At 71.1% G+C, this 21710-nt stretch carries 21 protein-coding genes; 13 read left to right on the forward strand and 8 right to left on the reverse strand.

What is annotated here, in order from left to right:
- The first annotated feature begins 80 nt into the window (after positions 1-80).
- Complete coding sequence (locus JYK18_RS27320; protein WP_206806331.1) at positions 81-1496, forward strand: L-fucose/L-arabinose isomerase family protein; 1416 nt, start codon at positions 81-83, stop codon at positions 1494-1496.
- On the forward strand, positions 1489-2988 hold the full coding sequence (locus tag JYK18_RS27325) for an FGGY-family carbohydrate kinase (protein WP_206806332.1): 1500 nt from the start codon (positions 1489-1491) through the stop codon (positions 2986-2988). The genes JYK18_RS27320 and JYK18_RS27325 overlap by 8 nt, the downstream gene beginning before the upstream one ends.
- Before the next feature lie 2 nt (positions 2989-2990).
- Here the strand turns inward: JYK18_RS27325 and JYK18_RS27330 are convergent, their stop codons facing one another.
- Together JYK18_RS27330 and JYK18_RS27335 are read right to left on the reverse strand one after the other, a co-directional pair.
- Positions 2991-3860 (reverse strand): hypothetical protein, encoded by an 870-nt coding sequence (locus JYK18_RS27330; RefSeq protein ID WP_206806333.1) that lies wholly within the window; start codon positions 3858-3860, stop codon positions 2991-2993.
- Complete coding sequence (locus JYK18_RS27335; RefSeq protein WP_206806334.1) at positions 3860-4417, reverse strand: RNA polymerase sigma factor; 558 nt, start codon at positions 4415-4417, stop codon at positions 3860-3862. Before JYK18_RS27335 ends, JYK18_RS27330 begins: the two co-directional genes overlap by 1 nt.
- A 154-nt stretch (positions 4418-4571) precedes the next feature.
- On the opposite strand from JYK18_RS27335, the gene JYK18_RS27340 reads away from it, so the two are divergent.
- Positions 4572-5537: a hypothetical protein gene (locus JYK18_RS27340; RefSeq protein WP_206806335.1), complete on the forward strand. Its 966-nt coding sequence runs from the start codon at positions 4572-4574 to the stop codon at positions 5535-5537.
- 3 nt (positions 5538-5540) lie between these two features.
- Here JYK18_RS27340 and JYK18_RS27345 read toward each other — a convergent pair whose 3' ends face one another.
- Genes JYK18_RS27345 through JYK18_RS27360 form a run of 4 tightly spaced genes read right to left on the reverse strand, consistent with a single transcriptional unit; the run spans position 5541 to position 8622 of the window.
- Complete coding sequence (locus JYK18_RS27345; RefSeq protein ID WP_206806336.1) at positions 5541-6530, reverse strand: aldo/keto reductase; 990 nt, start codon at positions 6528-6530, stop codon at positions 5541-5543.
- 59 nt (positions 6531-6589) lie between these two features.
- Positions 6590-7021: a GNAT family N-acetyltransferase gene (locus JYK18_RS27350; protein ID WP_206806337.1), complete on the reverse strand. Its 432-nt coding sequence runs from the start codon at positions 7019-7021 to the stop codon at positions 6590-6592.
- The gene (locus JYK18_RS27355; RefSeq protein WP_206806338.1) at positions 7022-7897 is read right to left on the reverse strand and encodes a hypothetical protein; all 876 of its coding nucleotides are present in this window, start codon (positions 7895-7897) and stop codon (positions 7022-7024) included. It lies immediately after the preceding gene.
- Complete coding sequence (locus JYK18_RS27360) at positions 7894-8622, reverse strand: helix-turn-helix domain-containing protein (protein ID WP_242582127.1); 729 nt, start codon at positions 8620-8622, stop codon at positions 7894-7896. The genes JYK18_RS27355 and JYK18_RS27360 overlap by 4 nt, the downstream gene beginning before the upstream one ends.
- 41 nt (positions 8623-8663) lie before the next feature.
- Between JYK18_RS27360 and JYK18_RS27365 the strand changes: the two genes are divergently transcribed.
- The 4 genes from JYK18_RS27365 to JYK18_RS27380 all read left to right on the forward strand — a co-directional run bounded on the left by JYK18_RS27365 (position 8664) and on the right by JYK18_RS27380 (position 12607).
- A complete protein-coding gene (locus JYK18_RS27365) occupies positions 8664-9605 on the forward strand; it encodes a threonine/serine dehydratase (RefSeq protein WP_206806339.1) in 942 nt (313 codons plus the stop codon).
- Positions 9606-9644: 39 nt separating this feature from the next.
- Positions 9645-11102: an SDR family oxidoreductase gene (locus tag JYK18_RS27370; RefSeq protein ID WP_206806340.1), complete on the forward strand. Its 1458-nt coding sequence runs from the start codon at positions 9645-9647 to the stop codon at positions 11100-11102.
- A gap of 103 nt (positions 11103-11205) precedes the next feature.
- On the forward strand, positions 11206-11697 hold the full coding sequence (locus JYK18_RS27375; RefSeq protein WP_206806341.1) for an MmpS family transport accessory protein: 492 nt from the start codon (positions 11206-11208) through the stop codon (positions 11695-11697).
- Between the two features lie 172 nt (positions 11698-11869).
- Complete coding sequence (locus tag JYK18_RS27380; RefSeq protein WP_206806342.1) at positions 11870-12607, forward strand: ABC transporter permease; 738 nt, start codon at positions 11870-11872, stop codon at positions 12605-12607.
- Here the strand turns inward: JYK18_RS27380 and JYK18_RS27385 are convergent.
- Positions 12597-13277 (reverse strand): histidine phosphatase family protein, encoded by a 681-nt coding sequence (locus JYK18_RS27385; RefSeq protein WP_206806343.1) that lies wholly within the window; start codon positions 13275-13277, stop codon positions 12597-12599. The genes JYK18_RS27380 and JYK18_RS27385 overlap by 11 nt on opposite strands.
- Positions 13278-13364: 87 nt before the next feature.
- On the opposite strand from JYK18_RS27385, the gene JYK18_RS27390 reads away from it, so the two are divergent.
- Entirely contained in the window at positions 13365-16031 is a 2667-nt protein-coding gene (locus JYK18_RS27390) for a sugar-binding domain-containing protein (RefSeq protein ID WP_206806344.1), read from the forward strand.
- Between the two features lie 7 nt (positions 16032-16038).
- Here the strand turns inward: JYK18_RS27390 and JYK18_RS27395 are convergent, their stop codons facing one another.
- On the reverse strand, positions 16039-16527 hold the full coding sequence (locus JYK18_RS27395; RefSeq protein WP_206806345.1) for a GNAT family N-acetyltransferase: 489 nt from the start codon (positions 16525-16527) through the stop codon (positions 16039-16041).
- Positions 16528-16638: 111 nt separating this feature from the next.
- Between JYK18_RS27395 and JYK18_RS27400 the strand changes: the two genes are divergently transcribed.
- From JYK18_RS27400 to JYK18_RS27420, 5 genes are all read left to right on the forward strand, one after another.
- Complete coding sequence (locus JYK18_RS27400) at positions 16639-16905, forward strand: hypothetical protein (RefSeq protein ID WP_206806346.1); 267 nt, start codon at positions 16639-16641, stop codon at positions 16903-16905.
- Positions 16906-17185: 280 nt separating this feature from the next.
- Positions 17186-18136 carry an ABC transporter substrate-binding protein gene (locus JYK18_RS27405; protein ID WP_206806347.1) on the forward strand — a complete coding sequence of 317 codons (951 nt, stop codon included), beginning with the start codon at positions 17186-17188 and terminating at the stop codon, positions 18134-18136.
- 154 nt (positions 18137-18290) lie between these two features.
- Entirely contained in the window at positions 18291-19202 is a 912-nt protein-coding gene (locus JYK18_RS27410) for an amino acid ABC transporter permease (RefSeq protein WP_206808153.1), read from the forward strand.
- Entirely contained in the window at positions 19192-19965 is a 774-nt protein-coding gene (locus JYK18_RS27415) for an amino acid ABC transporter ATP-binding protein (RefSeq protein WP_206806348.1), read from the forward strand. The genes JYK18_RS27410 and JYK18_RS27415 overlap by 11 nt, the downstream gene beginning before the upstream one ends.
- Positions 19962-21686 carry an aminotransferase class V-fold PLP-dependent enzyme gene (locus JYK18_RS27420; RefSeq protein ID WP_206806349.1) on the forward strand — a complete coding sequence of 575 codons (1725 nt, stop codon included), beginning with the start codon at positions 19962-19964 and terminating at the stop codon, positions 21684-21686. The genes JYK18_RS27415 and JYK18_RS27420 overlap by 4 nt, the downstream gene beginning before the upstream one ends.
- Positions 21687-21710: the final 24 nt, after the last annotated feature.

Raw genomic sequence — 21710 nt, forward strand, 5'->3', positions numbered from 1 at the left:
ACTCAACCCGCACAATAGCGTCTTGAGTAAACGATTACCCAGAGCGCCCCCCCCGCCCAACCCGACGCCTGGAGGACCCGGTGGCCCGGATCGGTGTGCTCAGTGTTTCCGACGGACGCGGCCACGTGCACGAGCGCAACGCCGCGTTCATCCAGTCCACACTGGACGCTCTGGTCAGCGCGCTGACCAGAGCGGGCCACCAGGTGGTGACCGGTGCGGCACCGTTGTCCGACAACGCGCTGGCCGTCTCCGTACCCAGGGAAATCGCCGCGGCCGGGGTGGATGTCACGGTGTTCCACTACCCCGTCTGGAGCTTCCCGCACTTCTCCATGCTCGCCGCGGACGCCACCCCCGGCCCGCTGGTGCTGCTGGCCAGCACCGACCCGACCGAACCCGGCCTGGTCGGCATGCTCGCCGCCGGGGGCGCGCTGGACCAGATCGGCCGCGAGCACGTGCGGCTCTGGGGTGCGCCCGACGACACCGGGGTGATCACCCGGATCGGGGTGCTGGCCACCGCCGCGGCCGCGGTCGCCGACCTGCGCGGGTCCACCTTCGGCCGGTTCGGCGGGCGCCCGATGGGCATGAACACCGCGGTGGCCAACACCGACCAGTGGATGCGCCAGTTCGGCATCGACGTCGAGGAGATCGACCAGTACGAACTGGTTTCCCGCGCGGAGACCGCCGACGCGGGCGAGGCGCGCCGGGCCAGGGAGTGGATCGAGGCGCACGCGGCCGGGGTGCACTACGACGGCAAGAAACTGACCCCGGAACTGCTGGAGCGCCAAATCCGCTCGTACCTGGCCGTCCGCGACATCATCGAGGAGCGGAAGCTGGACTTCTCCGGCATCAAGGGGCAGCCGGAGCTGACCGAGCGCTTCGCCACGATGGACGTCACCGAGGCCTTCCTCAACGACCCGTACGACTGGAACGGCCCGAAACCCGTGCACGTCACCGCGACCGAGGCCGACATGGACGGCGCGCTGACCATGCAGCTGATGCACCGGCTCTCCGGCGACCCGGTGCTCTTCGCCGACGTCCGGCACTACCACGCCGACCGCGACATCTGGGACCTCTGCAACTCCGGCCAGCACGCCACCTGGTACGCCGCCCGCAGCGCGGACCCGGCGGAGAACCTGCGCCACGTCAACTTCTACCCCGAGGTGTTCTTCTTCCCGGCGGGCGGCGCGTCGGTGCAGCACGTGGCCGCGCCGGGGGAGATGACGCTGGGCAGGCTCACCCGGCAGGATGGCCAGTACCGGCTGCAGGTGATGCTGGGTACGTTCGAGAACTATGACGAGCGGACCACGGAGGAACTCGTGCGGCAGTCGACGCCGGAATGGCCGCACGCCTTCGCGCGGCTGGACGTGGCGGCGGAGACGTTCCTGAGCCGGTTCGGGGCGAACCACATCCACGCGGTGCCCGGTGACCTCCGGGCGGAACTGCGGGCGGCGGCGGAGTTGATGGGCGTGCGGTGGGAGGAATGGACGCGTGGTTAATGGCGCTGACGGGCTTCTGCTCGGCATCGACATCGGCACGGCGAGTTCCAAGGGGGTGCTCGTCGACGCGCGGGGAACGATCGTGGCCCGCACGTCGAGGCCGCACGAAACCTCCCAGCCGCATCCCGGTTGGGTGGAGCACGACGCGGAATCGGTGTGGTGGCGGGATTTCACCGCGATCGCCGGGGAACTGGCCGCGGCGGCGGGCGATCGGCCGCTGGCCGGGCTCGGGGTCAGCGGGATCGGCCCGGTGCTGCTGCCCGCCGACGCCGAGGGCAGGCCGTTGCGGCCCGCGGTGCTCTACGGCGTGGACACCAGGGCGAGCCGCGAGATCGACGAGCTGACCGCCGAACTCGGCGCCGAGTCCATTGTGGAACGTGGTGGCACGGTGCTGTCCTCACAGGCGGTCGGGCCGAAGTGGCGCTGGCTGGCCCGGCACGAGCCGGAGGTGTTCGGCGCCTCCCGGCTGTTCCTGATGGCGAGTTCCTACCTGGTGCACCGGCTGACCGGGGAGTACGTGCTGGACCACCATTCGGCCAGCCAGTCCGACCCGATGTACGACCTGCGCGCGGCGGACTGGGCCGGTGACTGGGCGGAGGCGGTGGCGCCGGGGATCCGGTTGCCGCGGTTGTGCTGGCCGACCGAGATCGCGGGCACCGTCACCGCCGCCGCGGCGGCGGAAACCGGGTTGCCGGAAGGACTTCCGGTCACCGCGGGCACGGTGGACGCCTGGGCGGAGGCGGCCAGCGTCGGCGTGACCGAGCCCGGCGACACCATGGTCATGTACGGCACGACCATGTTCCTGATCCAGTTGCTCGCCGACCCGAACCCGCATCCGGGGCTGTGGACCACGCGCGGGGTCAGCGACGGCAGCTATTCGCTCGCGGCGGGCATGGCCACCTCCGGCGCGATCACCGACTGGCTCCGGAAGCTGGCCGGTCGCGACTTCGGGGAGCTGGTGTCGGCCGCCGCCGAGGTGCCCGCGGGCAGCCGTGGGTTGCTGATGCTGCCGTACTTCGCCGGGGAACGCACGCCGCTGTTCGATCCGGACGCGCGCGGGGTGTTCGCCGGGCTGACCACCGGACACGGCATCGGCGAGCTGTACCGGGCGGCGCTGGAAGGCATCGCCTACGGCGTGCGGCACAACCTCGAGGTGATGGCCGACGCGGGTGGCCGCGCGCGGCGGCTGGTCGCCGTCGGCGGTGGTGTCCAAGGTGGACTGTGGACGCAGATCGTCAGCGATGTCACCGGGATCGAGCAGGAGATCCCGGCGGAGACCGTGGGCGCCGCTCTCGGTGACGCCTACCTGGCCGCGGTCGCGCTCGGCTGGTCACCCGACATCGGCGCGTGGAACCCGGTGCGCTCGGTGGTCCGCCCCGACGCCGGACGCGGGGAGGTCTACGAGCGCTTCTACCAGCGCTACCGCGCGCTTTACCCGGCCACCAGCGAAATCGCGCACTTCCTCGCCGCGGAGCAACGCGCGGCCGAATGACTTCACGGCCGGCTGTGGAGATCGGCGACGAAGCCGGTCGTGTTCCACAGGAGGTACCCGACGGTGGTGGGCACGTCATTTCCCTCGGCGGTCGTCGCGACGAGTTCCGTGGCCAGGAGCTGCCCGGTGTCCGGGGCGATCAACAGGTAGCGGCGCTGATCGGGAAACCCGCGGTCAGGCTGGTAGGAGTGCGCCGACACGGCAACCGCGGCCCGGCCGCGCCGATCGGTGGTGTGCCCTTCGACGGTGAGCCCGGGTTGTTCGGCGAGCACGTCCAGGTAGGCCGCGGCGGTCGCGGGCACGTGCAGCTGCGCACCCCAGCGCAAGGTCGCTTCGAGCCACCACTCCGCGGATTTGCCCTGTCCCTCCTGTCGAAGTGCCGCTTCCTGATCGGTTCCCGGCAGCAGGCCCTGTGCGGACAGTGGGCGCTCCATCGCCGGTGGCCCGTGGCCGTCTTCGGGATTTTGGTGTTCGCGCCCAGTGCCGTCGGCCGCCAGCCAGGTCTGGATGGTGCGCTCGACCAGTTCGCTGCCGAGGTCCCGGCCGTGGACGTCGAGCTTCGTGACGAAGAGCCATTGGCTGCGTTCGGAGTAGAGCACGCCGCCGGATCCGGGCGGACCGCCGTGCTGGCGCGCTCGTGCGGCGAGTTCGTGCAGCAGCGTCGCCGGGTCGGAAGCCACTGCCGTGGGTGAGAACTGCAGCAGCGGCGGGGCCGATTCGGTACCACGGAAGGTGAAGGTGCCGGCGGCGGCCGCGAGCACGGCGGCCCCGGCGGTGAGAAGCACGCGTCGTCGTGGGACGTCCTTGCGGGCCGGCCCGGGCAGCCCCTGGGCCGAAAGTCGTTCCATCGCTTCGGTGACCCGGGTCCTCATCACACGACCTTCCCGTCGATCGGAGCTTGCGCGTCGGCGTGCGGTGCCGCGTCCAGGCGGGCCAGCACATCGGTGAACCGGCGGCGCGCGCGGTGCAGCCGGACCGCGAACGTGGCCGCCGAGCAGCCACTGACCTGGGCCGCCTCTCGCGTGGTCAAGCCGTCCCACTGCGCCAGGACCAGCACCTCCCGATCCTTGGCGGCGAGCTCGGCCAGCGCGGCGAGCACGGTCATCCGCTCGACCACGGCCGCCCCGACGTCCCCCGAATCCGCGAGGGCCGACAGCCGCGCCAGCTCGGCGGTGAGCGCGTCCTGGTAACGCCCGCGCCGCCGCCGATCGGCGAGTACGTTCCGCGTGGTCACCAGCAACCAGGGGAGCACCCGGCTCTCCGGGATTTCGGCGCGTTTGCGCCAGGCGATCAGGAATGCCTCGTCCACCGCGTCGTGGGCCGCGTCCGCGGAAGCGCGATGCAACGCGTACCGCACCACCCGGGGATGCAATTCGGCGTAGCGCCGGGTAAAGCTCTCCTCGTCGATCACCGTCCGCCTTCCTGCCACCAGCCCGACCTGTTCGGTACTGGCGCGACGCCCCCGCGAAATTACCCGGCTCGGGCAGGTATTCACGGCTGCAAATCCACTGGGCGGATACGGGCCACAGGTATAGGCCGGTTATAGCCGGTTGCCCGCCAATGGGCGCATGTCGAATCACAAGTTGAGACGGGTGTTCGCGGCCGCCGTGTTCGGTGCCGCGCTGGTGACGTTGCCCGCGGGCCAGGCCACGGCCGAGACGGCAGCCTGCACCTGGCAGAAGACCGCGTGGGAGATCCCCGCCGGGGACGAGGTCGGCGAGATCTTCGGTTACGACGGCAGCCGGTACGCGGTGGGCGTCAGCGGGTTCGAGGCCTGGGAGGGCGAGGGCGTCTGGGAGGCCAAAGCCACCCTCTGGGACCGCGGGAAGGTGGTCTACCGCGCCGACGAGCTGCTCCCGCACTTCCGCGACGTCAACGCCGCCGGGCTGATCGTCGGCGACACCATCGTCGACAACCGGTTCATCGGCATCACCGCCACCCACGACGGCCGTACCACCCCGCTGCCCGCCAATCCCGCGTGGCGCAGCTACTCGGCCTGGCAGGTCAACAACGCCGGCGACATCGCCGGGTGGGCCAGTAACGCGGACCAGAGTTGGCTGGTGGTGTGGCCGGCGAACGCGCCGGGCACCTACCGCGAGTTCCCCCATGAGCCCACCAGCCTCGCGGACCTCGACGAACAGGGCCGCGTGCTCATCCTGACGTCCTCCAGCGAGGGCGGCGGTTCCGTGCTGGACGTCGACGGCCAGTGGCGAGTGCTCGTCCCGCACGGCACCGCCACCTACAGCAGACCGCACGACCTCCGGGACGGCCGCGTCGTCGGGGCGAGCGGAGGCAGCGCGATCGAGTGGGATGCGCAGGGGAAGGTGGTCCGCGCCTTCGGCGGCGGCATCACCGACGCGGCGGCCATCGGCGGCAACGGCACGATCGCCGGTTACGGCGGTTCACCGAGGGGCGTGGTGCTCTGGCGCGGCGGCGCGGTCGTGGAGCAGCCCATCGCCGGCGAGTTCCTGGTGAACGGCTTCAGCGACGACGAGCGCACCATCGTCGGGCGCGAGTCGGCGATTCCCACGCAGTACCACTGTTCCTGACCGTCAGCGCAGGCTGCCCTCACCGGCTGGCGCGAACTCGCGAAGTGCTTCGTCGATTCGCGCCAGCGTGGTGCCGGTGAGCACCAGCCGCGCGGCTTCGAGGTTCTCGGTGATGTGCGCGGGCGTCCGCGAACCGGGGATCGGCACCACGGCCGGATCCTGGTGCAGCAGCCAGGCCAGCGCGAGCTGTCCCGGGCTGACGCCGATCTCCGCGGCGACCGCGCGCACCGGGGCGTACTTGTCGTTGTTGGCGGCCAGTTTCGCGGCGTCGAAGCGCGGGATGTTGCTGCGGAAGTCCGATGTGGACACCGAATTGACCTGACCGGTGAGGAAACCGCTGCCGAGCGGGCTCCAGGCCACCACGCCGACGCCGAGCTCCCGCGCGGTGGCGAGCAGTTCGGGCTCGATCGGCTGCCACATCGACCACTGCGCCTGCACCGCGCTGACCGGGTGCACGGCGTGCGCCAGCCGCAGTTGCGCGGAATCCACATTGGACAAACCGAGGTGCCGGACCAGCCCGGCGCCGATCAGTTCGGCCACCGCGCCGACGGTGTCCTCGATCGGCACCGCCGGGTCGGGGAAGTGCGGGTAGTACAGGTCGATCCGGTCGGTGCCGAGGTTGCGCAGGCTCTGCTCGGCGTACCCGCGGACGTACCGCGGTTCGGCGTTCACCGCGAGCTCCCCGAACGCGTAGTTCACCGGGAAGGCGTGTGCTTCGGCGCCTTCGGGCACGCGGAAGCCGAACTTCGTGGCCAGCACGACCTCGTCGCGGCGACTGCGGACGGCCTCACCGATGAGCTTCTCGTTGTGCCCGTCCACGCCGTAGCCGTCGCTGGAGTCGATCAGCGTGGCCCCGGCGTCGACGGCGTGGTTCAGCGCGCGGGCGGCGGTCCGGTCGTCGATCTCGCCGTACATGCCGGGGGAGAGCACCATCGCGCCGAAGCCGATGGCGGAGACGTCGAGGCCGCCGAGCGAGCGGGAGGGGAGGTTCATGCCCCCCATCCTGACGCCGGACCGCGGGCCCGTCGAAGACCTGCCGTGATAACCAGGAGCTATGGCGACCAGACCAGCTTGACGTCCGGCTCGCCTTCCTCGTTGCCGCTGCCGTCGGTCCACTCCACCTCGGTGAACCCGTGCCGCCGGTAGAACCGCCGCGCCGGTGCGTTGACCTGGAACGTCCGCAGTTCCAGGCCATCGGGCCGCTGTCGTTTCGCCAGCGCCACGAACCGGTCACCGAGGCCCTGCCCGCGCCGGTCCGGATCGAGGTAGAGCTGCGCGAGCTCCGGCCCGTCCAGCACGAGCAGCCCGGTGACCGAGCCGTCGTCCACCGACACCCAGGTTTCCAGCCGTGGCACCACGAATCCGGCGAACCAGGCGCGCACCTCGTCGGCCGGATGCGCCTGCCGGACCCCGAGCGTGGCGAACGAGCGCAACCACACCTCGGCCGCGGCGGGCGCGTCGGCCGCACCGGCCCGCCGGATCACTCAGCGGCCATAGGCGTTGAGCTGACTGATCGCGTGCAGGGTGATCACACCGCGCCATTCCAGTTCGGCCGCGGGCCCCGGCGGCGCCCAGGCGACCGGCCAGCCGCCGTCGTCCTGCTGCTCCTTTTCGAGCCGGTCCAGATGCGCCTCGACGGCTTCGCGCGGGAACAGCCGGGCCCGCGGGCTTTCCGGGCTCGGCACGAAATCCAGCGGGGTGAGCCCGTAACCGGCACCGGGGTAGAGGTGGAACAGCGTCAGCTCCGGCACCTTGGCCTCGAACGCGGCCATCAGCTCCTTCTCGTCCGTGCTCTCCAGGTAGGTCAGCACGTTGATCGCGGTGTGCGCGTCCAGCTCCCCCTCCAGCGCGCGCTCGATTTCGGTGCGGCAGAAGCGATCCGCCTCGTCGAGCCAGGCCGAGGACAAGCCGAGCGCCCGCAGCCGGGCGACGAGGTTCGCGGTCGGGTTGAGCCCCGGCGGGAACTCCCCGGAGCCCCAGTGCTCGGCTCGCGGGTGCGCGGCGATCGACGGCGTCACGATGGGCAGGCCACCGCCCGGCGCCGCCACGGATTCGAGGTAGGGCAGCAGACCGGCGGCGAACTCCCGCGCCTCATCACGGATCGACGGCACCGCCTCGACCAGCTCGGCCAGCACCATCAGGCCGAAATCGACCGCCAGGGGCTGGCTTCCCGGCGCGCGGACGTCGGGTTCCAGCGCCTGGCCGAGCCCGCCGTCGGGGTTGCGGTAGGCGGCGAGCGCCGCGATCACCGCGGGCGCGGCCTCGGGCGCCCCACCGCGCACCTCGGCGATCCGCCGCTCCAGCAAGCGTGCGTGCGTGGCCAGGAACTCCCCGGCCCGGACCTTGTTTTCGGTGTTCATGCCGAAGACCGTAGGCGCGGCCGCGCGGCCCCGTCTTGAACAGAACGGAAGTACGCCGACGGGGTGACACCGGTCAGCTCGCGGCAGTCCCGGCTCAGGTGCGCCTGGTCGGCGTATCCGGCTTCGGCCGCGAGACCGGCCAGATCCGGGACCTCCCCGGCCAGCTCGATCGCCCGCCGCAGCCGCGCCACCCTCAGGTAGGTGGCCGGACCGTAGCCGACGGCCGCGCCGAACCGGCGGCGGAACTGGCGGGCTCCCAGGTCCAGCCCGGTGAGCGCGGCGGAGACCCGGGGTACCCCGCGGTCCAGCCTGGCCAGCACCACGTCCAGCGCCGGATCCGCGTCGTCGTCCGGCACGCCGACGACTTCGAGCAGGTCGCCGGGGGAGTTCAGCACGCGCTCGGTGAGCTGCCGCCCGCGCGCACCCCACAGTTCGGCCAGGTCGACCCGCTGGTCGCGCAGTTCGTCCGCGGGCACCCCGAGCACCCGCGGCGCGTGCCCGGGCCGGAACCGCAGGCCGTGCAGCCTGGTCCCGGGCGGTTGCCGCGACCACCAGGCCTCGGTGTCCGGCCCGGCGACGAAGACCCGGCCGCCACCGGCGATCAGGTCGAGGCAGCCGTCCGGCACGATCCGCTTGGCATCCCCGGCCACCGACAGCCACCGGCAGCGCACCACCGAGCGCAGTGGGGCGGGTGCGGGCAGTTCGCGGTACACGTCCGCCATCATGCCCCGGACCCCCGACAATTTCGCGGGGTACCGTCGGGGACGTGGCTCTGGTGACCATCGACGACATCTTCGACGCCGCCGCCCGCATCGACGGACTGGTGCTGCGCACCCCGCTGGTCGGCAACCAGCGGCTGTCCGAGGAGTTCGGCACGCGGCTGCTGCTCAAGGCCGAGAACCTCCAGCACGCGGGCAGTTTCAAGGTCCGCGGTGCGCTGAACGCCCTGCTCACCTGGCAGGAACGGGGTGAACTGCCCGAGGGCGTGGTCAGCTTCTCGGCGGGCAACCACGCCGCCGCGATCTCCTACGCGGGCAGACGGCTCGGGGTGCGCGTGATCGTCGCGATGCCGAGCGACCCGGTGCCGTCCAAGGTGGCGAACGTGGAGCGGTTCGGCGGGGAGATCGTGCGCACCGACGACCTCGCCGGGACGCTGGACGAGCTGGCCGAGCAGCACGGTTTCCCGATCCTGCACCCGTTCGACCTGCCCGAGGTGATCGCCGGGCAGGGCACCACCGGGCTGGAGCTGTGCGCCGACGGGCCGTCACCCGATCTGGTGCTGGTGCCGGTCGGCGGGGGCGGGCTGCTCAGCGGGGTGGCCGCCGCGGTGCGCAAGCTGGCGCCGTCGGCCCGCGTCGTCGGCGTGGAACCGGCCACCTCGAACGCGATGGGCCAGGCGCTGGCCGCCGGCGAGGTGGTGCGGATCGGCAACCCGTCGGCGACCGTGGCGGACGGGCTCAGCGCACCCTTCTCCGGTGAGCACACGCTTCCGCACGTCCAGGCCTATGTGGACGAAGTGGTCGAAGTGGACGAGGACGCGATCCGGGCGGCGTGGCGCGAGCTGGTCGAGTCGAGCAAGCTGCTGGTCGAACCGGCGTCGGCGGTCTGCCTGGCGGCGCTGCGCACCGGGGTGGTCGAAGCGCCGGAGGGCGGGGTGACCGTGCTGGTCGTCTCGGGCGGCAACGCCGACCTGTCCCGGCTCGGCTGAACCCTGCCGGATCGCTTCCGGTGCCCGAGAATGGCGAGAATGCGCTGTCTGGTCACCGGGGCTACCGGTTACATCGGGGGAAGACTCGTCCCCAGTCTGCTGGAAGCGGGGCACTCGGTGCGCTGCGTGGTGCGGGATCCGGCGAAGCTGCGGGATGTGCCGTGGGCCGGTGAGGTCGAGATCGTGCGCGGGGACGTGCTCGACGCGGACAGCCTGCACGCGGCCACCGAAGGCGTCGACGTCCTCTACTACCTCGTGCACTCGCTCTCGCAGAAGGGTTTCGCCGGGATCGACCGCCAGGCGGCGCTGCTCACCGCGGAAGCCGCCCGCGACAACGGCGTCGGCCGGATCGTCTACCTCGGCGGACTGAAACCCGATGGCGAGGAGCTGTCCGACCACCTCGCCTCGCGCGCGGAGGTCGGCGAGATCTTCCTGCGCTCCGGCGTACCGACCGCGGTGCTGCAGGCGGCGATCATCCTCGGCTCCGGCTCGGCCAGCTTCGAGATGCTGCGGTACCTGACCGAACGGCTGCCGGTGATGGTGGTGCCGAAGTGGGCGCACAACCGCGTGCAGCCGATCGCCATCCGGGACGTGCTCCGCTACCTGACCGGCTGCGCGGAGCTGCCCGCCGAGGTGAACCGGACCTTCGACATCGGCGGCCCGGACGTGTGCACCTACCAGGAGTTGATGCGCCGCTACGCCGTTGTTTCCGGATTAATCCGGAGGGTGATGGTGCCGGTTCCGGTGCTCACGCCCCGGCTTTCGTCGCACTGGGTGAACCTGGTGACGCCGGTTCCCCGCGGGATCGCCCGGCCCCTGATCGATTCACTGGTGCACGAGATGGTCTGCCGCGAGCACGACATCGAGCGGTACGTGCCCGCGCCGCCGGAGGGCCTGGTCAGTTACGAACGGGCGGTTGAGCTGGCCCTGGCCAGGATCCGGGACGCCGAGGTGCCGACGCACTGGGCGGGTGCGTCGGTGCCGGACGCGCCAGCCGAGCCGCTGCCGTCGGATCCGGAGTGGAGCGGCGGCTCGGTCTACACCGATCACCGGCGGTCACCGTGCGCGGCTTCGCCGGAGGCGCTGTGGCGGGTGGTCGAGGGCGTCGGCGGCAGCAACGGCTGGTACTCGTTCCCACTGGCCTGGGCGGTGCGCGGCTGGCTGGACCGGCTGGCGGGCGGGGTCGGCCTCCGGCGCGGACGCCGTGACCAGCAGCGGCTGCACCTCGGCGAGGCGCTCGACTGGTGGCGGGTGGAGGCGATCGAACGCGGCGAGCTGCTGCGGTTGCGCGCGGAGATGAAGGTGCCGGGGCAGGCGTGGCTGGAGCTGGCGGTGGAGCCTTCCGAGTCGGGCTCGACCTACCGCCAGCGGGCGGTCTTCGTGCCGAAGGGCCTGGCCGGGCACCTGTACTGGTGGTCGGTCGCGCCGTTCCACGGGCTGGTGTTCGGCGGCATGGTCCGCAACATCGTGCGGACCGCAGAACGCCCGAAAGAGTGAATGTTCAAATATTCCGACCTTCGGGGGTAACAGGCCAACGCGATTAAGCGAGTATTAGACAGCGTGCCCGACCTGGGGCGCGGTGACGTGGGGAGCGGCACCTGTGACAGCGACCGAGGACCCCGAAGCGGCGAAGCTGCGTGCCGAGCGCCGAGCGCGCCGGTTGCTGGGCGGGGTGTCCCTGGTGCTCGGCGTGGCCGTGGTCGGCGCCGCCAGCATCGTGCTGCAGGTGACCGCCGGGGAGCGGCCGGCCAGGTCGAACCAGCAGCAGCCGCGCGTGCGCGCCGACCACGTGGCGCCCGTGGTGCCGCCGACGCCGTCGAAGTACGTCACCTACGAGCTCAGCGGGGACAACGGCGCGCGGAACATCACCTACGTGGGCAACGAGCTGACCGTGGCGCAGGAGATGAGCGCCGAACTGCCGTGGTCGCGCACGCTGGAGCAGCTGACCCCCAGCTCGGGGTACTTCAGCATCTCGGCGCAGAACCCGGCGGCGGGCAGTCTCACCTGCCGCATCGTGGTCGACGGCCAGGTGGTCTCGCAGAAGTCGACGACAGTGGCCAAGAACGTGGTTACCTGCTCGCACAGCCGGTAACCACTTTCCGAGCGCCGCATGCCGTGAGCGCCGCCAGCACGGCATGCGGCGCACCCAGCCCGCGTCCACACCGCCCGATGTGCGGTGAATGTGGCTTTCACTGCCGAATCCGCTGTGAAAGCCACATTCACCGCGGGCGGCGCCGGGCGCCGGTGTCCGGCAGGATCACCTTGTGAACGCAGCCATCGAGGCGGGACCCCTGCTCGCCGTCGTGCTCGGGTTCTTCGTGCTGGTCGCGGCCGCCGTGGTGTGGCGCGGCGGGCTCGGGTCCGGCTGGTCGGTGCTGATCGCGGCGGTGCGCGCGGTGGTCCAGCTGGCCGCCGTCTCGCTGGTGATCACCGCGATCCTGCGTTCCGGCTGGTGGACGGCGGGTTTTGTGCTGTTCATGTTCGCCGTGGCCTCGTTCACCGCCTACCGGCGCGTGGCGGCGCCCGGCGGCTGGCCGTGGTTCGCCGCGGCCATCGCCGCCGGGGTGGTGCCGGTGCTCGCCCTGGTGCTGGCGACCGGCGTCGTCCCGTGGAAGCCGATCGTGGTGGTGCCGATCGCCGGCATCGTCATCGGCGGCGCGATGACCGCCACCGCCCAGGCCGGCCGCCGCGCGCTCGACGAGCTCAAGACCCGCCACGGCGAGTACGAGGCGGCCCTGGCGCTCGGGTTCATGCCGCGCGCCGCCGCGCTGGAGATCTGCCGCCCGTCCGCGGGCCATGCCCTCATCCCCGGCCTCGACCAGACGCGCACGGTCGGCCTGGTCACCCTGCCCGGCGCGTACGTCGGCATGCTGCTCGGCGGCGCGAGCCCGGTGCAGGCCGGCGTGGCGCAGCTGCTGGTGCTGATCGGCCTGCTCGCCGCGCAGTCGGTCGCCGTGCTGGCCACCGTGGAGTTCGTGGCGTTCGGGCGGATCAGCTGGTGAGGTGCGCGATGTCGTTGTACCGCCGGACGATCCACTGCGGACCGTGCACCACGAGCTGCGAGATCGACCCGTTGTCCGCGCCGACGAAGGCGAACGGCCTCGACCGCGCCGCCAGCGCGAGCGCCTGCCCGATCACGCCCCCGTGGGTGAACACCGCGACGCGCTGACCGGCGTGCTCGGCGGCGATGCGCTCGATCCCCGTCCGCACGCGCGCGGCGAACGCCTCGTCGTCCTCCGCGCCGGGCGCCACGCTCCAGCGCTCCTCGGCCCACAGCCGTTCGGCCAGCGGGTCGCGCTCGGCCACCTTCTGCCGGAACACCCCGCCCTCCCACTCGCCGAGGAAGACCTCCCGCAGCTCGGGGCACACCCGCGGGGTCAGCCCCAGCCGCGCGGCCAGCGGTGCCGCGGTCTGCGCGGTCCGCTGCAACGTCGTCACGTACAGCGCGTCGAAGTGCTCGTCGCCGAGCCGTTTCGCGATCAGTTCGGCCTGCGTCAGCCCGTCCGGCGCGAGTTCGGGGTCGCCCTGGCCGTCGACCAGCGGGAACGGGCGGCTCGCGCGGGCGGGCGCGGATTCGCCGTGGCGGATCAGCAGCAGGTCGGCCGCGCCCGGCGGGGCGGTGAAGCGGCGCTGGCGGTACTCGGGCTCGGCGGGTTCCTCGGGCATCGTCACGGTGCCGAAGGTAGCCCGGGCGGCCGCTTGCACGGAAATCGGAAAGTGTTCCAGGGTGGTTTGGACCAATGACTCCCGGGAGCAGCCATGCGCCGTTTGCCGAAGTTGCTCGCCGCACTGGCGGTGTTCGTCCCCCTCCTGTCCGCCCAGACGGCCGTCGTACCGGCGCCCGCGGGCGCCCCGATGTCCGCGCCCGCCGCGCCCGGGCAGACCACCACCGTGCCCGACTGGCGGTTGCAGACCAGCAAGGTGGTCACCGCCGGCGGTGACGCGCTCTCGCAGCCCGCATACGACGACAGCGGCTGGTACCCGGCGCCCGCCCGCTCCACCGTGCTGGCCGGACTGGTCGCGAACGGCAAGTACGGCGACGTCAACTACGGCACCAACCTGCAGAAGGCGGCGCGCTCGGAGTTCACCGTGCCGTGGTGGTACCGCAAGGCCTTCACCGCCGATCCGCAACCCGGCGCGCACACCTTCCTCAAGCTCAACGGCGGCATCATCGCGCGCGGCGAGGTCTGGCTCAACGGCGTCAAGGTCGCCGGGACCGATCAGGTCATCGGTGCCTACCCGACCCACGAGTTCGACGTGACCTCGTTGCTGCGCAAGGGGAACAACGCGATCGCGATCAAGGCGATGCCCGCCGACCCGCAGCAGGACCTGGCGATCCACTTCATCGACTGGGCGCAGCTGCCGCCGGACCGCAACCAGGGGCTGTTCCGCGACGTGCAGCTGACCCGCAGCGGCGCGGTTTCCCTGCGCGACCTCCGTGCCGACGGCGACCTGCCGCTGCCGGACCTCGGCAGCGCGGACGTCACCGTCAGGGCCGAAGTCCGCAACAACACCGCGCAACCGGTGACCACCGAGATCACCGGCAAGGTCGGCACGATCCCGCTCAGCCGCGCCCTTTCGCTGGCACCTGGCGAAACGCGGACGATCACCTTCTCACCCGCCGACACGCCCGCGCTGAAGATCGCGCAGCCGAAGGTCTGGTGGCCGTTCACGATGGGCGGTCAGCCGATGTACGAAGCGAGCTTCGACGCCACCGTCGGCGGCGAACTCTCCGACGCGGTGAAGACCAAGTTCGGCATCCGCGAGGTGACTTCGCGGTTGAACCAGGGCGCGCGCGAATTCTCCGTCAACGGCAAGCCGTTCCTCGTGCGTGGTGGCGGCTGGGCCTCGGACCTGTTCCTGCGCACCGATCTGCGGCGCATCGGTGACCAGCTGAACCTGGTGCGGTCGATGGGGATGAACACCATCCGGCTCGAAGGGAAGCCGGAGAACGACGAGTTCTACGAACTGGCGGACCAGCTCGGCATCATGCTGCTCACCGGCTGGGAATGCTGCTCGAAATGGGAGAACTACGGTTCGTTCGACGCGGAGGACAACCTCGTCGCCGGAAAGTCCGCCGAAAGCGAAGCGAAACGCGTGCGCAACCACCCGAGCATGCTGGGCTTCATGATCGGCAGTGACGCCGCGCCCGGCGCCGGGCTGGAGAAGATCTATCTCGACGCGTTGAACCGGGCGGAGTGGAAACTGCCGGTGATCTCCTCGGCGAAGGCGATCAGCTCGCCGCAGCTGGGCAGTCCGGGAATGAAGATGGACGGCCCGTACTGGTGGGAGCCGCCGAACTACTGGTACCACGAGCAGAAGGGCGGCGCGTTCGGGTTCGCCTCGGAAATCGGGCCCGGGCCGACCATTCCGGAAATGGCGGAGCTGAAGAAGTTCCTCACCCCGGAGGACATCGGCAAGCTCACCGACTACACCGCCACGCAGTACCACCTGTCGCCGAGCACCACCTTCAACAAGCTGTCGTTCTGGGGTACCGCGCTGGACCGCCGCTACGGCAAGCCCGCGAACCCGGAAGACCTGGTGCGCAAGGCGCAACTGGCCAACTACGAGACGAACCGCGCGCAGTTCGAGGCGTTCGGGCGGGACTGGTCGGACCCCGCGAAACCGGCCACCGGGGTCATCTACTGGATGCTCAACAACGCCTGGCCGACCGTGTACTGGCACTTGTACGACTACTACCTCGACACCGCCGGTTCCTATTTCGGCGCGAAGACCGCGTTGCGCCCGTTGCACGTCCAGTATTCCTATGACGACAAATCGCTGGCTGTGGTCAACACCGGGCTCGAAGCGGTGCCGGGGCTGCGCGTGGAGGTGACCGTCTTCAACGCGGACGGCACGCGGAAGGCGAAGGAGGTCCGCCCGGTCGACGCCAGGGCGAACGGTTCGGTGCGGGTGGGTTCGCTGCCGCAGCCCGCCGGGTTGTCCACCACCTACTTCACCCGCCTGCTGCTCACCGACAGCGCGGGCAAGGTGCTCGACCGCAACGTGTACTGGTTGTCCACCAAGGCGGACACGCTCGACTACGCCGGTTCCACCTGGTACCACACACCGCAGTCGGGGTACGCCGACCTCACCGGGCTGAACGCGTTGCCCCAGGGCACGATCAGCGCGCAAGCGAAGTCCACTGTGGAGGGTGATCGGACGCGGACCGACGTGACGCTGACGAACACCGCCACGGGCGGGCAGGTCGCCTTCTTCGTCAAGGCGACCGTGCGCAAGGGGGCGGGCGGGCCGGAGGTCCTGCCGACGGACTGGTCGGACAACTACGTGACGCTGTGGCCGGGGGAGACGCTGCGGTTGTCGGGCACGTACCGGACGGCTGAGTTGGGTGGTGTCGCACCGGTGGTCGAAGTGGCCGGGCACAACGTGGACCCGGTGGTGGTGGCGGCGCCGGGCCGGTACTGATCCGTTGTCAGGGCAGGGTTCGGCGGAAGCGGGTCTCGTTGACCGTTGCGCCGAACATCTGCTCGGTGCGCGTGGTTTTCTCCTCGGTCCAGCCGTCGGCGAGGTAGAAGCGGTGGGCCTGGTCGTTGCCGATGAGCACCCACAGGATCGCGCTGCGGTAGTGCTGGGCGAGGAGGCGGCGTGCTTCGGTGATGAGGGCCCGGCCGTGGCCGCCGCCCCAGTGGTCGGGGTGGACGTAGATCGCGTACAGCTCGCCTTCGTTGTCGCTGTCTCGTGAGGGCCCGAACGCGGCGAATCCGCGGACGCTGTCTTCGTCGACGGCCACGATCGGCCTGGTCCGGCCGGACGTGAAGTTGTACTGGGCGGCCCGGTCCTCGGGGCGCAGCCCGTCGAGGAAGTCGTCGGGCAGGAGGCCGCGGTAGGCGGCCTGCCACGAGCGGACGTGCACGGTGGCCACGCCGAGCTCGTCCCCGGCGGCGGCTGGTCGGATCGGCATGGGGCCAGCCTGGCACAACCCGGGCTCGCGTCCCGATCGAACATGTGTTCTACTGTGCGGGCCGGCTCCGATGGGGAAGATCGGGGCCGGCTCCAGCTTCGGGAGGGCGTCATGGCGGTCGAGATCACCAGCCGCATCACCAGCCAGCGGGTGCGGTTCCGCAGCAGGCTGGCCGCCGAGCGCTACGCCGAGATCATCGGGGGCGGGGTGGCGAACTGGGAGTTCGCCGCGGTCGATGCCGAGGCCGAGGTGCCGGTGGAGATCCCGGTGCAGGCGCGCCGCGTCGTCCACCTGGTCCTCGACGACTGGCGACGCCGCGGCGGCTCGGGGCGCCCGCCCGCCACCTCCTGCGCCCGCCGCGGGGAGGCGATCGACTGAGGTAGCCGCACTGCTGCCGTCGGCACGACAGGCCGACGGGGTGCCCCTCTGGCCTCTGGTCGCCGATTTCGGCCCGGCTTTGGCTGCGGGCCCGGCTGCTTGCCGCGGGCTGTGGCCTGTCGGCTGCGGTGCCGGGCCGCCGGGCCTGTCGCGGGCTGCTGGCCACCCAGCCATCAGCCGCGGGGACTGCGGACAGGGCAATTTCAACTCTTGGTTGACGTCTTCAACAACGAGTTGTAGCGTCCTGCTCCAGCATTTCCCCTGGTCGCGGAGGTGGCCCATGCCCGCTCGAAAACTCGTGCCTGCGTTCGCGCTGCTCGCGCTGGTCCTGACCGCCTGTGGCGGCGGACCGGATGGCGCCGGCGGCGGCGAAGCCCAGCAGCCCGGCGCCGGCGTCTCGGCAGGCGTGCCGGACACCGCCCCGGTGCTCGCCAAGATCACCAAGGACGAGCAGCTCAACGCGGCCCTCCCGGCCGCCGTCAAGCAGTCCGGCACCCTGCGGCTGGGCTCCTACCTGCAGTCCGCGCCCAACAACTTCTACGCCGCCGACGGCAAGACCCCGGTCGGCTACGAGGTCGACCTGGCCAAGGCGATCGGCGCCAAGCTCGGCCTCACCGTCGCCCACCAGGACATGGCGTTCAGCTCGCTGATCACCAGCCTGCAGTCCGGCCGCATCGACCTGACCATGGCCGCGATGAACGACACCGCCGAGCGCCAGCAGCAGATCGACTTCGTCGACTACTTCACCTCCGGCATCACGATCATGGTCCGCAAGGGCAACCCGGACGGGGTGAACGGCCCGGAGACCCTGTGCGGCAAGGCCGTCGCCGTGGTGCAGGGCACCAGCCACCAGAAGTTCGCCACCGAGCAGAGCGAACAGTGCAAGCAGGGCGGCAAGCCCGAGGTGACGGTCACCGCCACCGACAGCGACACGCAGAACCAGAACCAGCTGCGCACCGGCCGCGTGGCCGCGGTGCTCAACGACCTGCCCAGCGCCGTCTACATCTCGAAGACCGCGGGCGAGGGCGAGTTCTTCGAGGTCATCCCCGGCGAGCCGATCAACGGCGGCCCTTACGGCATCGGCGTCAACAAGGGCAACGCCGAACTCGCCCAGAGCGTGCAGAAGGCGCTGCAGGCGCTCGTCACCGACGGCACCTACAACGAGATCCTGCGCGCGTGGGGCGTCGAGCAGGGCGCGGTCGGCGAGGTGAAGCTCAATGGCGGCGGATAAGCGGTCACGATCGGACGCTCGCCGAGGGTCTCGGCGGCCCAGCTTCCCGCTGGACGCACGGCCGGAAGACCCGAGTACGACTCCGGTACGCAGGTCTCCCGGCCGCACGCCCAGCGGAAACCTGGATCCACCGAATACCCCCGACGAGCGTCCGATCGCAACCACTGAGCTGCCGATAGTCCGGCTCCGCCACTGGGGCCGGTGGGTCAGCGGCGCGATCATCCTGGCACTGCTCGCGGCGCTCGGCGTGGCGCTGGCCCAGGCGAAGATCGACTACGAGTCGGTGCCGGAGTTCCTCTGGTACCGGGTGATGGCCGTCGGCCTGCTGAACACCGTGCTGCTGGCGGTGATCTCGCAGGGCCTGGCCATCGTGATCGGCATCGTGGTCGCGCTGATGCGCCGCTCGGCGAACCCGGTGGCGCGCTGGTTCGCCGTGGTCTACATCTGGCTGTTCCGCGGGCTGCCAGTGCTGCTGCAGATCCTGATCTGGTACAACCTGGCGCTGGTCTTCGAGTTCATCTCGATCCCGCTGCCGTTCACCGGCGGCTACCTGCTGCACGAACCGACCAACGTCCTGGTCAGCGCGTTCGTCGCGGCCCTGCTCGGGTTGACGCTGAACGAAAGCGCCTACATGGCCGAGATCGTGCGCGCCGGGCTGAACAGCGTGGACGGCGGGCAGACCGAGGCGGCCAAGGCGATCGGCATGACCCCGGCCACCACGCTGCGCCGGGTGGTCCTGCCGCAGGCGATGCGGGTGATCATCCCGCCCACCGGCAACGACTTCATCAACATGCTCAAGGCCACCTCGATGGCGTCGGTGATCGGGGTGACCGAGCTGATCCACGCCTCGAACAACATCTCGTCGAACAACCTGCTGGTGATGGAAACCCTGCTGGCGGCCGCGATCTGGTACATGGTGGTGGTCACCGTCGCCGGGATCGGGCAGCACTACCTGGAACGCGCGTTCGGCGCCGCCGACCGGGCGGGCGTCGCGGCGGGGCCGTGGTCACGGGCGGCGCGGGCGTTGCGCGCGGTGCCGCTGCGGAGGGGGAAAGATGCCATCTGAGGACCCGTTGCTGCGCGCGGTCGGCGTGCGCAAGCGGTTCGGCTCGGCCGAGGTGCTGCGCGGGATCGACCTGTCCGTCCGAAAAGGACAGGTGGTCTGCCTGCTCGGCCCGTCCGGCGCGGGCAAGAGCACCTTCCTGCGCTGCGTCAACCACCTGGAGCCGATCGACGGCGGCCAGGTGTGGGTGGACGGCGAGCCGATCGGCTTCCGCGAGCGCCACGGCAAGCTGTACGAACTGCGTGAGCGCGAGGTGGCCAAGCAGCGCCGCGACATCGGCATGGTGTTCCAGCGGTTCAACCTGTTCGCGCACCGCAGCGTGCTGCAGAACGTGGTGGAGGGCCCGGTCCGGGTGCGCGGCGTCGACCCGGCGGAGGCGCGGGAGACCGCGCTCGCGCTGCTGGACCGCGTCGGGCTCGCGGATCGCGCTGGCGACTACCCCGCGCAGCTCTCCGGCGGGCAGCAGCAGCGCGTGGCGATCGCGCGGGCGCTGGCCATGCGCCCCAAGCTGATGCTGTTCGACGAGCCGACCTCCGCACTGGACCCGGAGCTGGTGGGGGAGGTGCTCGAGGTGATGCGCGGGCTGGCCGAGGACGGGATGACCATGCTGGTGGTGACGCACGAAATGGCCTTCGCCAAGGAAGCCGCCGACGAGGTGGTGTTCATGGCCGACGGTGCCGTGGTGGAGACCGGCCCGCCGGACCAGGTGCTCAGCGATCCGCGGGAGCAGCGCACCCGGCAGTTCCTGGCGCGGGTGCTGCCGTGAACCGGATCTCCGCGCGCTACCTGGTGCAGTTCGACGAAACGCCCGGCTACCTGGACTTCGCCCGGTTCGGCCCGCCCTCGCACGCGGTGCTGGACACCACCGCCACCCTGCTGGACCGCTCGGTCAAGGCCGGTCAGTCCACTGTGGACGACCTGATGCTGCAGGAGGTCAGGGCGAAGGCGGCGGTGGCGCGGTTGTGCGGCACCGACACCGACCACGTGGTGCTGGTGCCGAACACCAGCACCGGGTTGTTCCAGGCTGCGTTCAACGCCACCGGCGAGGTGCTGGTGTCCGCGGGCGAGTTCCCGGCGAACACCTACCCGTGGGCCCGTGCGGAACAGGGCGGCCGGGCGAAGGTGCGCTGGTTGCCCCCCGGGCACGTCACGCCGGAGGCGGTCGCCGAGGCGCTGACGCCGGAGATCACCGTGGTCTCGGTGAGCGCGGTCGACTACCGCACCGGCTATCGCGCGGACCTCGGCGCACTGCGGGAGGCGGTCGGCGACCGGCTGCTGGTGGTCGACGGCATCCAGGGCTTCGGCGTGGTCGAAGCGCCGTGGGAGGTGGCCGACGTCCTGGTGGCCGGTGGGCAGAAGTGGCTGCGCGCGGGCTGGGGCACCGGGTTCGCGGTGCTGTCGGACCGGGCGCGCGAGCGCATGGACCCGCTGCTGTCCGGGTGGACCGGGGCCCGGGACCCCGGCCTGTTCGACAACGAGATCCACCCGGCGGCCGACACCGCGGCTTCGTGGTCGATCAGCAACCTGAGCCCGGTCACCTCGGGTGCCTTCGCCGCCGCGCTGGAACTGGTCGAGGAGGCCGGGGTCGGCGCGATCGAGGCGCGGATCGCCGAACGGGTCGGCGAGCTGGAGGAGGTGATCCGGTCGTGCGGCGGGGAAATCGTCTCCGCCACCGAACGCCGTGGCGGCATCCTCGCGTTCACCCTCGGCGACGTGCCGAGCGAACGCGTCGGCGCGGCGCTCAAGGCGGACGGGATCACCGCGACCGTGCGCCCGGAGCACGTCCGCCTCTCCCCGCACGCCTCGACGCACGCCGGTGCCGCCGAAGCGTTGCGGCTGACCCTTTCCCGGCTGGCCCGGCCCGCGGTCGCGGTGGGCGGTCCGCCATCGCGGGTCGCGGGTGAGGTGGACGACGTGCTCTCGGCGCTGATCCCGGCGGTGGACGGGCTCGCCGCGATGCTGGGGCCGGGCAACGAGGTGGTGCTGCACGACCTGTCACGGCTGCCGGATTCGATCGTGGCGATCGCGGGCGGGCTGACCGGCCGGGACGCCGGCGGGCCGATGACCGACCTGCTGCTCGGCCTGGTGCGCCGCGGTACCACGCAGGACCTGATCAACTACGAGACGCACGGCCCGGATGGGCGGCCGATCCGGTCGTCGACGATGTTCCTGCGCGACGCGAGCGGCACCGCGGTCGGCTGCCTGTGCGTGAACAGCGAAACCACCGGCGCCGAGGACACCGCGGCGGTCCGGCGGGAGAGCTTCCCGCCGGACGTCGACAGCCTGCAGCGGTTCCTGATCGAGCGGGCGGTGGAGAAGGTGGCCATCCCGGTCGAGCTGATGAAGAAGCCGCACAAGGCCGCGGTGGTGCGCGAGCTGGACGAGGCGGGGTTCTTCCTGATCAAGGACTCGGTGGACTTCCTGGCCGCCGAGCTGGAGGTGACCAGGTACACGATCTACAACTACCTCAACGAAACCCGCAAATGAGCCACGGTGGCGTGTGACCTTTCG

The organism is Amycolatopsis sp. 195334CR (assembly GCF_017309385.1).
Classification (GTDB): domain Bacteria; phylum Actinomycetota; class Actinomycetes; order Mycobacteriales; family Pseudonocardiaceae; genus Amycolatopsis.

What these genes read in the sequence shown, in the direction of transcription:
- JYK18_RS27330 (WP_206806333.1), bottom strand. Translation starts at nt 3,860, where the DNA reads ATGAGGACCCGGGTCACCGAAGCGATGGAACGACTTTCGGCCCAGGGG.
- JYK18_RS27345 (WP_206806336.1), bottom strand. Translation starts at nt 6,530, where the DNA reads ATGAACCTCCCCTCCCGCTCGCTCGGCGGCCTCGACGTCTCCGCCATC.
- JYK18_RS27355 (WP_206806338.1), bottom strand. Translation starts at nt 7,897, where the DNA reads ATGAACACCGAAAACAAGGTCCGGGCCGGGGAGTTCCTGGCCACGCAC.
- JYK18_RS27360 (WP_242582127.1), bottom strand. Translation starts at nt 8,622, where the DNA reads ATGATGGCGGACGTGTACCGCGAACTGCCCGCACCCGCCCCACTGCGC.
- JYK18_RS27370 (WP_206806340.1), top strand. Translation starts at nt 9,645, where the DNA reads ATGCGCTGTCTGGTCACCGGGGCTACCGGTTACATCGGGGGAAGACTC.
- JYK18_RS27390 (WP_206806344.1), top strand. Translation starts at nt 13,365, where the DNA reads ATGCGCCGTTTGCCGAAGTTGCTCGCCGCACTGGCGGTGTTCGTCCCC.
- JYK18_RS27395 (WP_206806345.1), bottom strand. Translation starts at nt 16,527, where the DNA reads ATGCCGATCCGACCAGCCGCCGCCGGGGACGAGCTCGGCGTGGCCACC.
- JYK18_RS27400 (WP_206806346.1), top strand. Translation starts at nt 16,639, where the DNA reads ATGGCGGTCGAGATCACCAGCCGCATCACCAGCCAGCGGGTGCGGTTC.
- JYK18_RS27405 (WP_206806347.1), top strand. Translation starts at nt 17,186, where the DNA reads ATGCCCGCTCGAAAACTCGTGCCTGCGTTCGCGCTGCTCGCGCTGGTC.
- JYK18_RS27415 (WP_206806348.1), top strand. Translation starts at nt 19,192, where the DNA reads ATGCCATCTGAGGACCCGTTGCTGCGCGCGGTCGGCGTGCGCAAGCGG.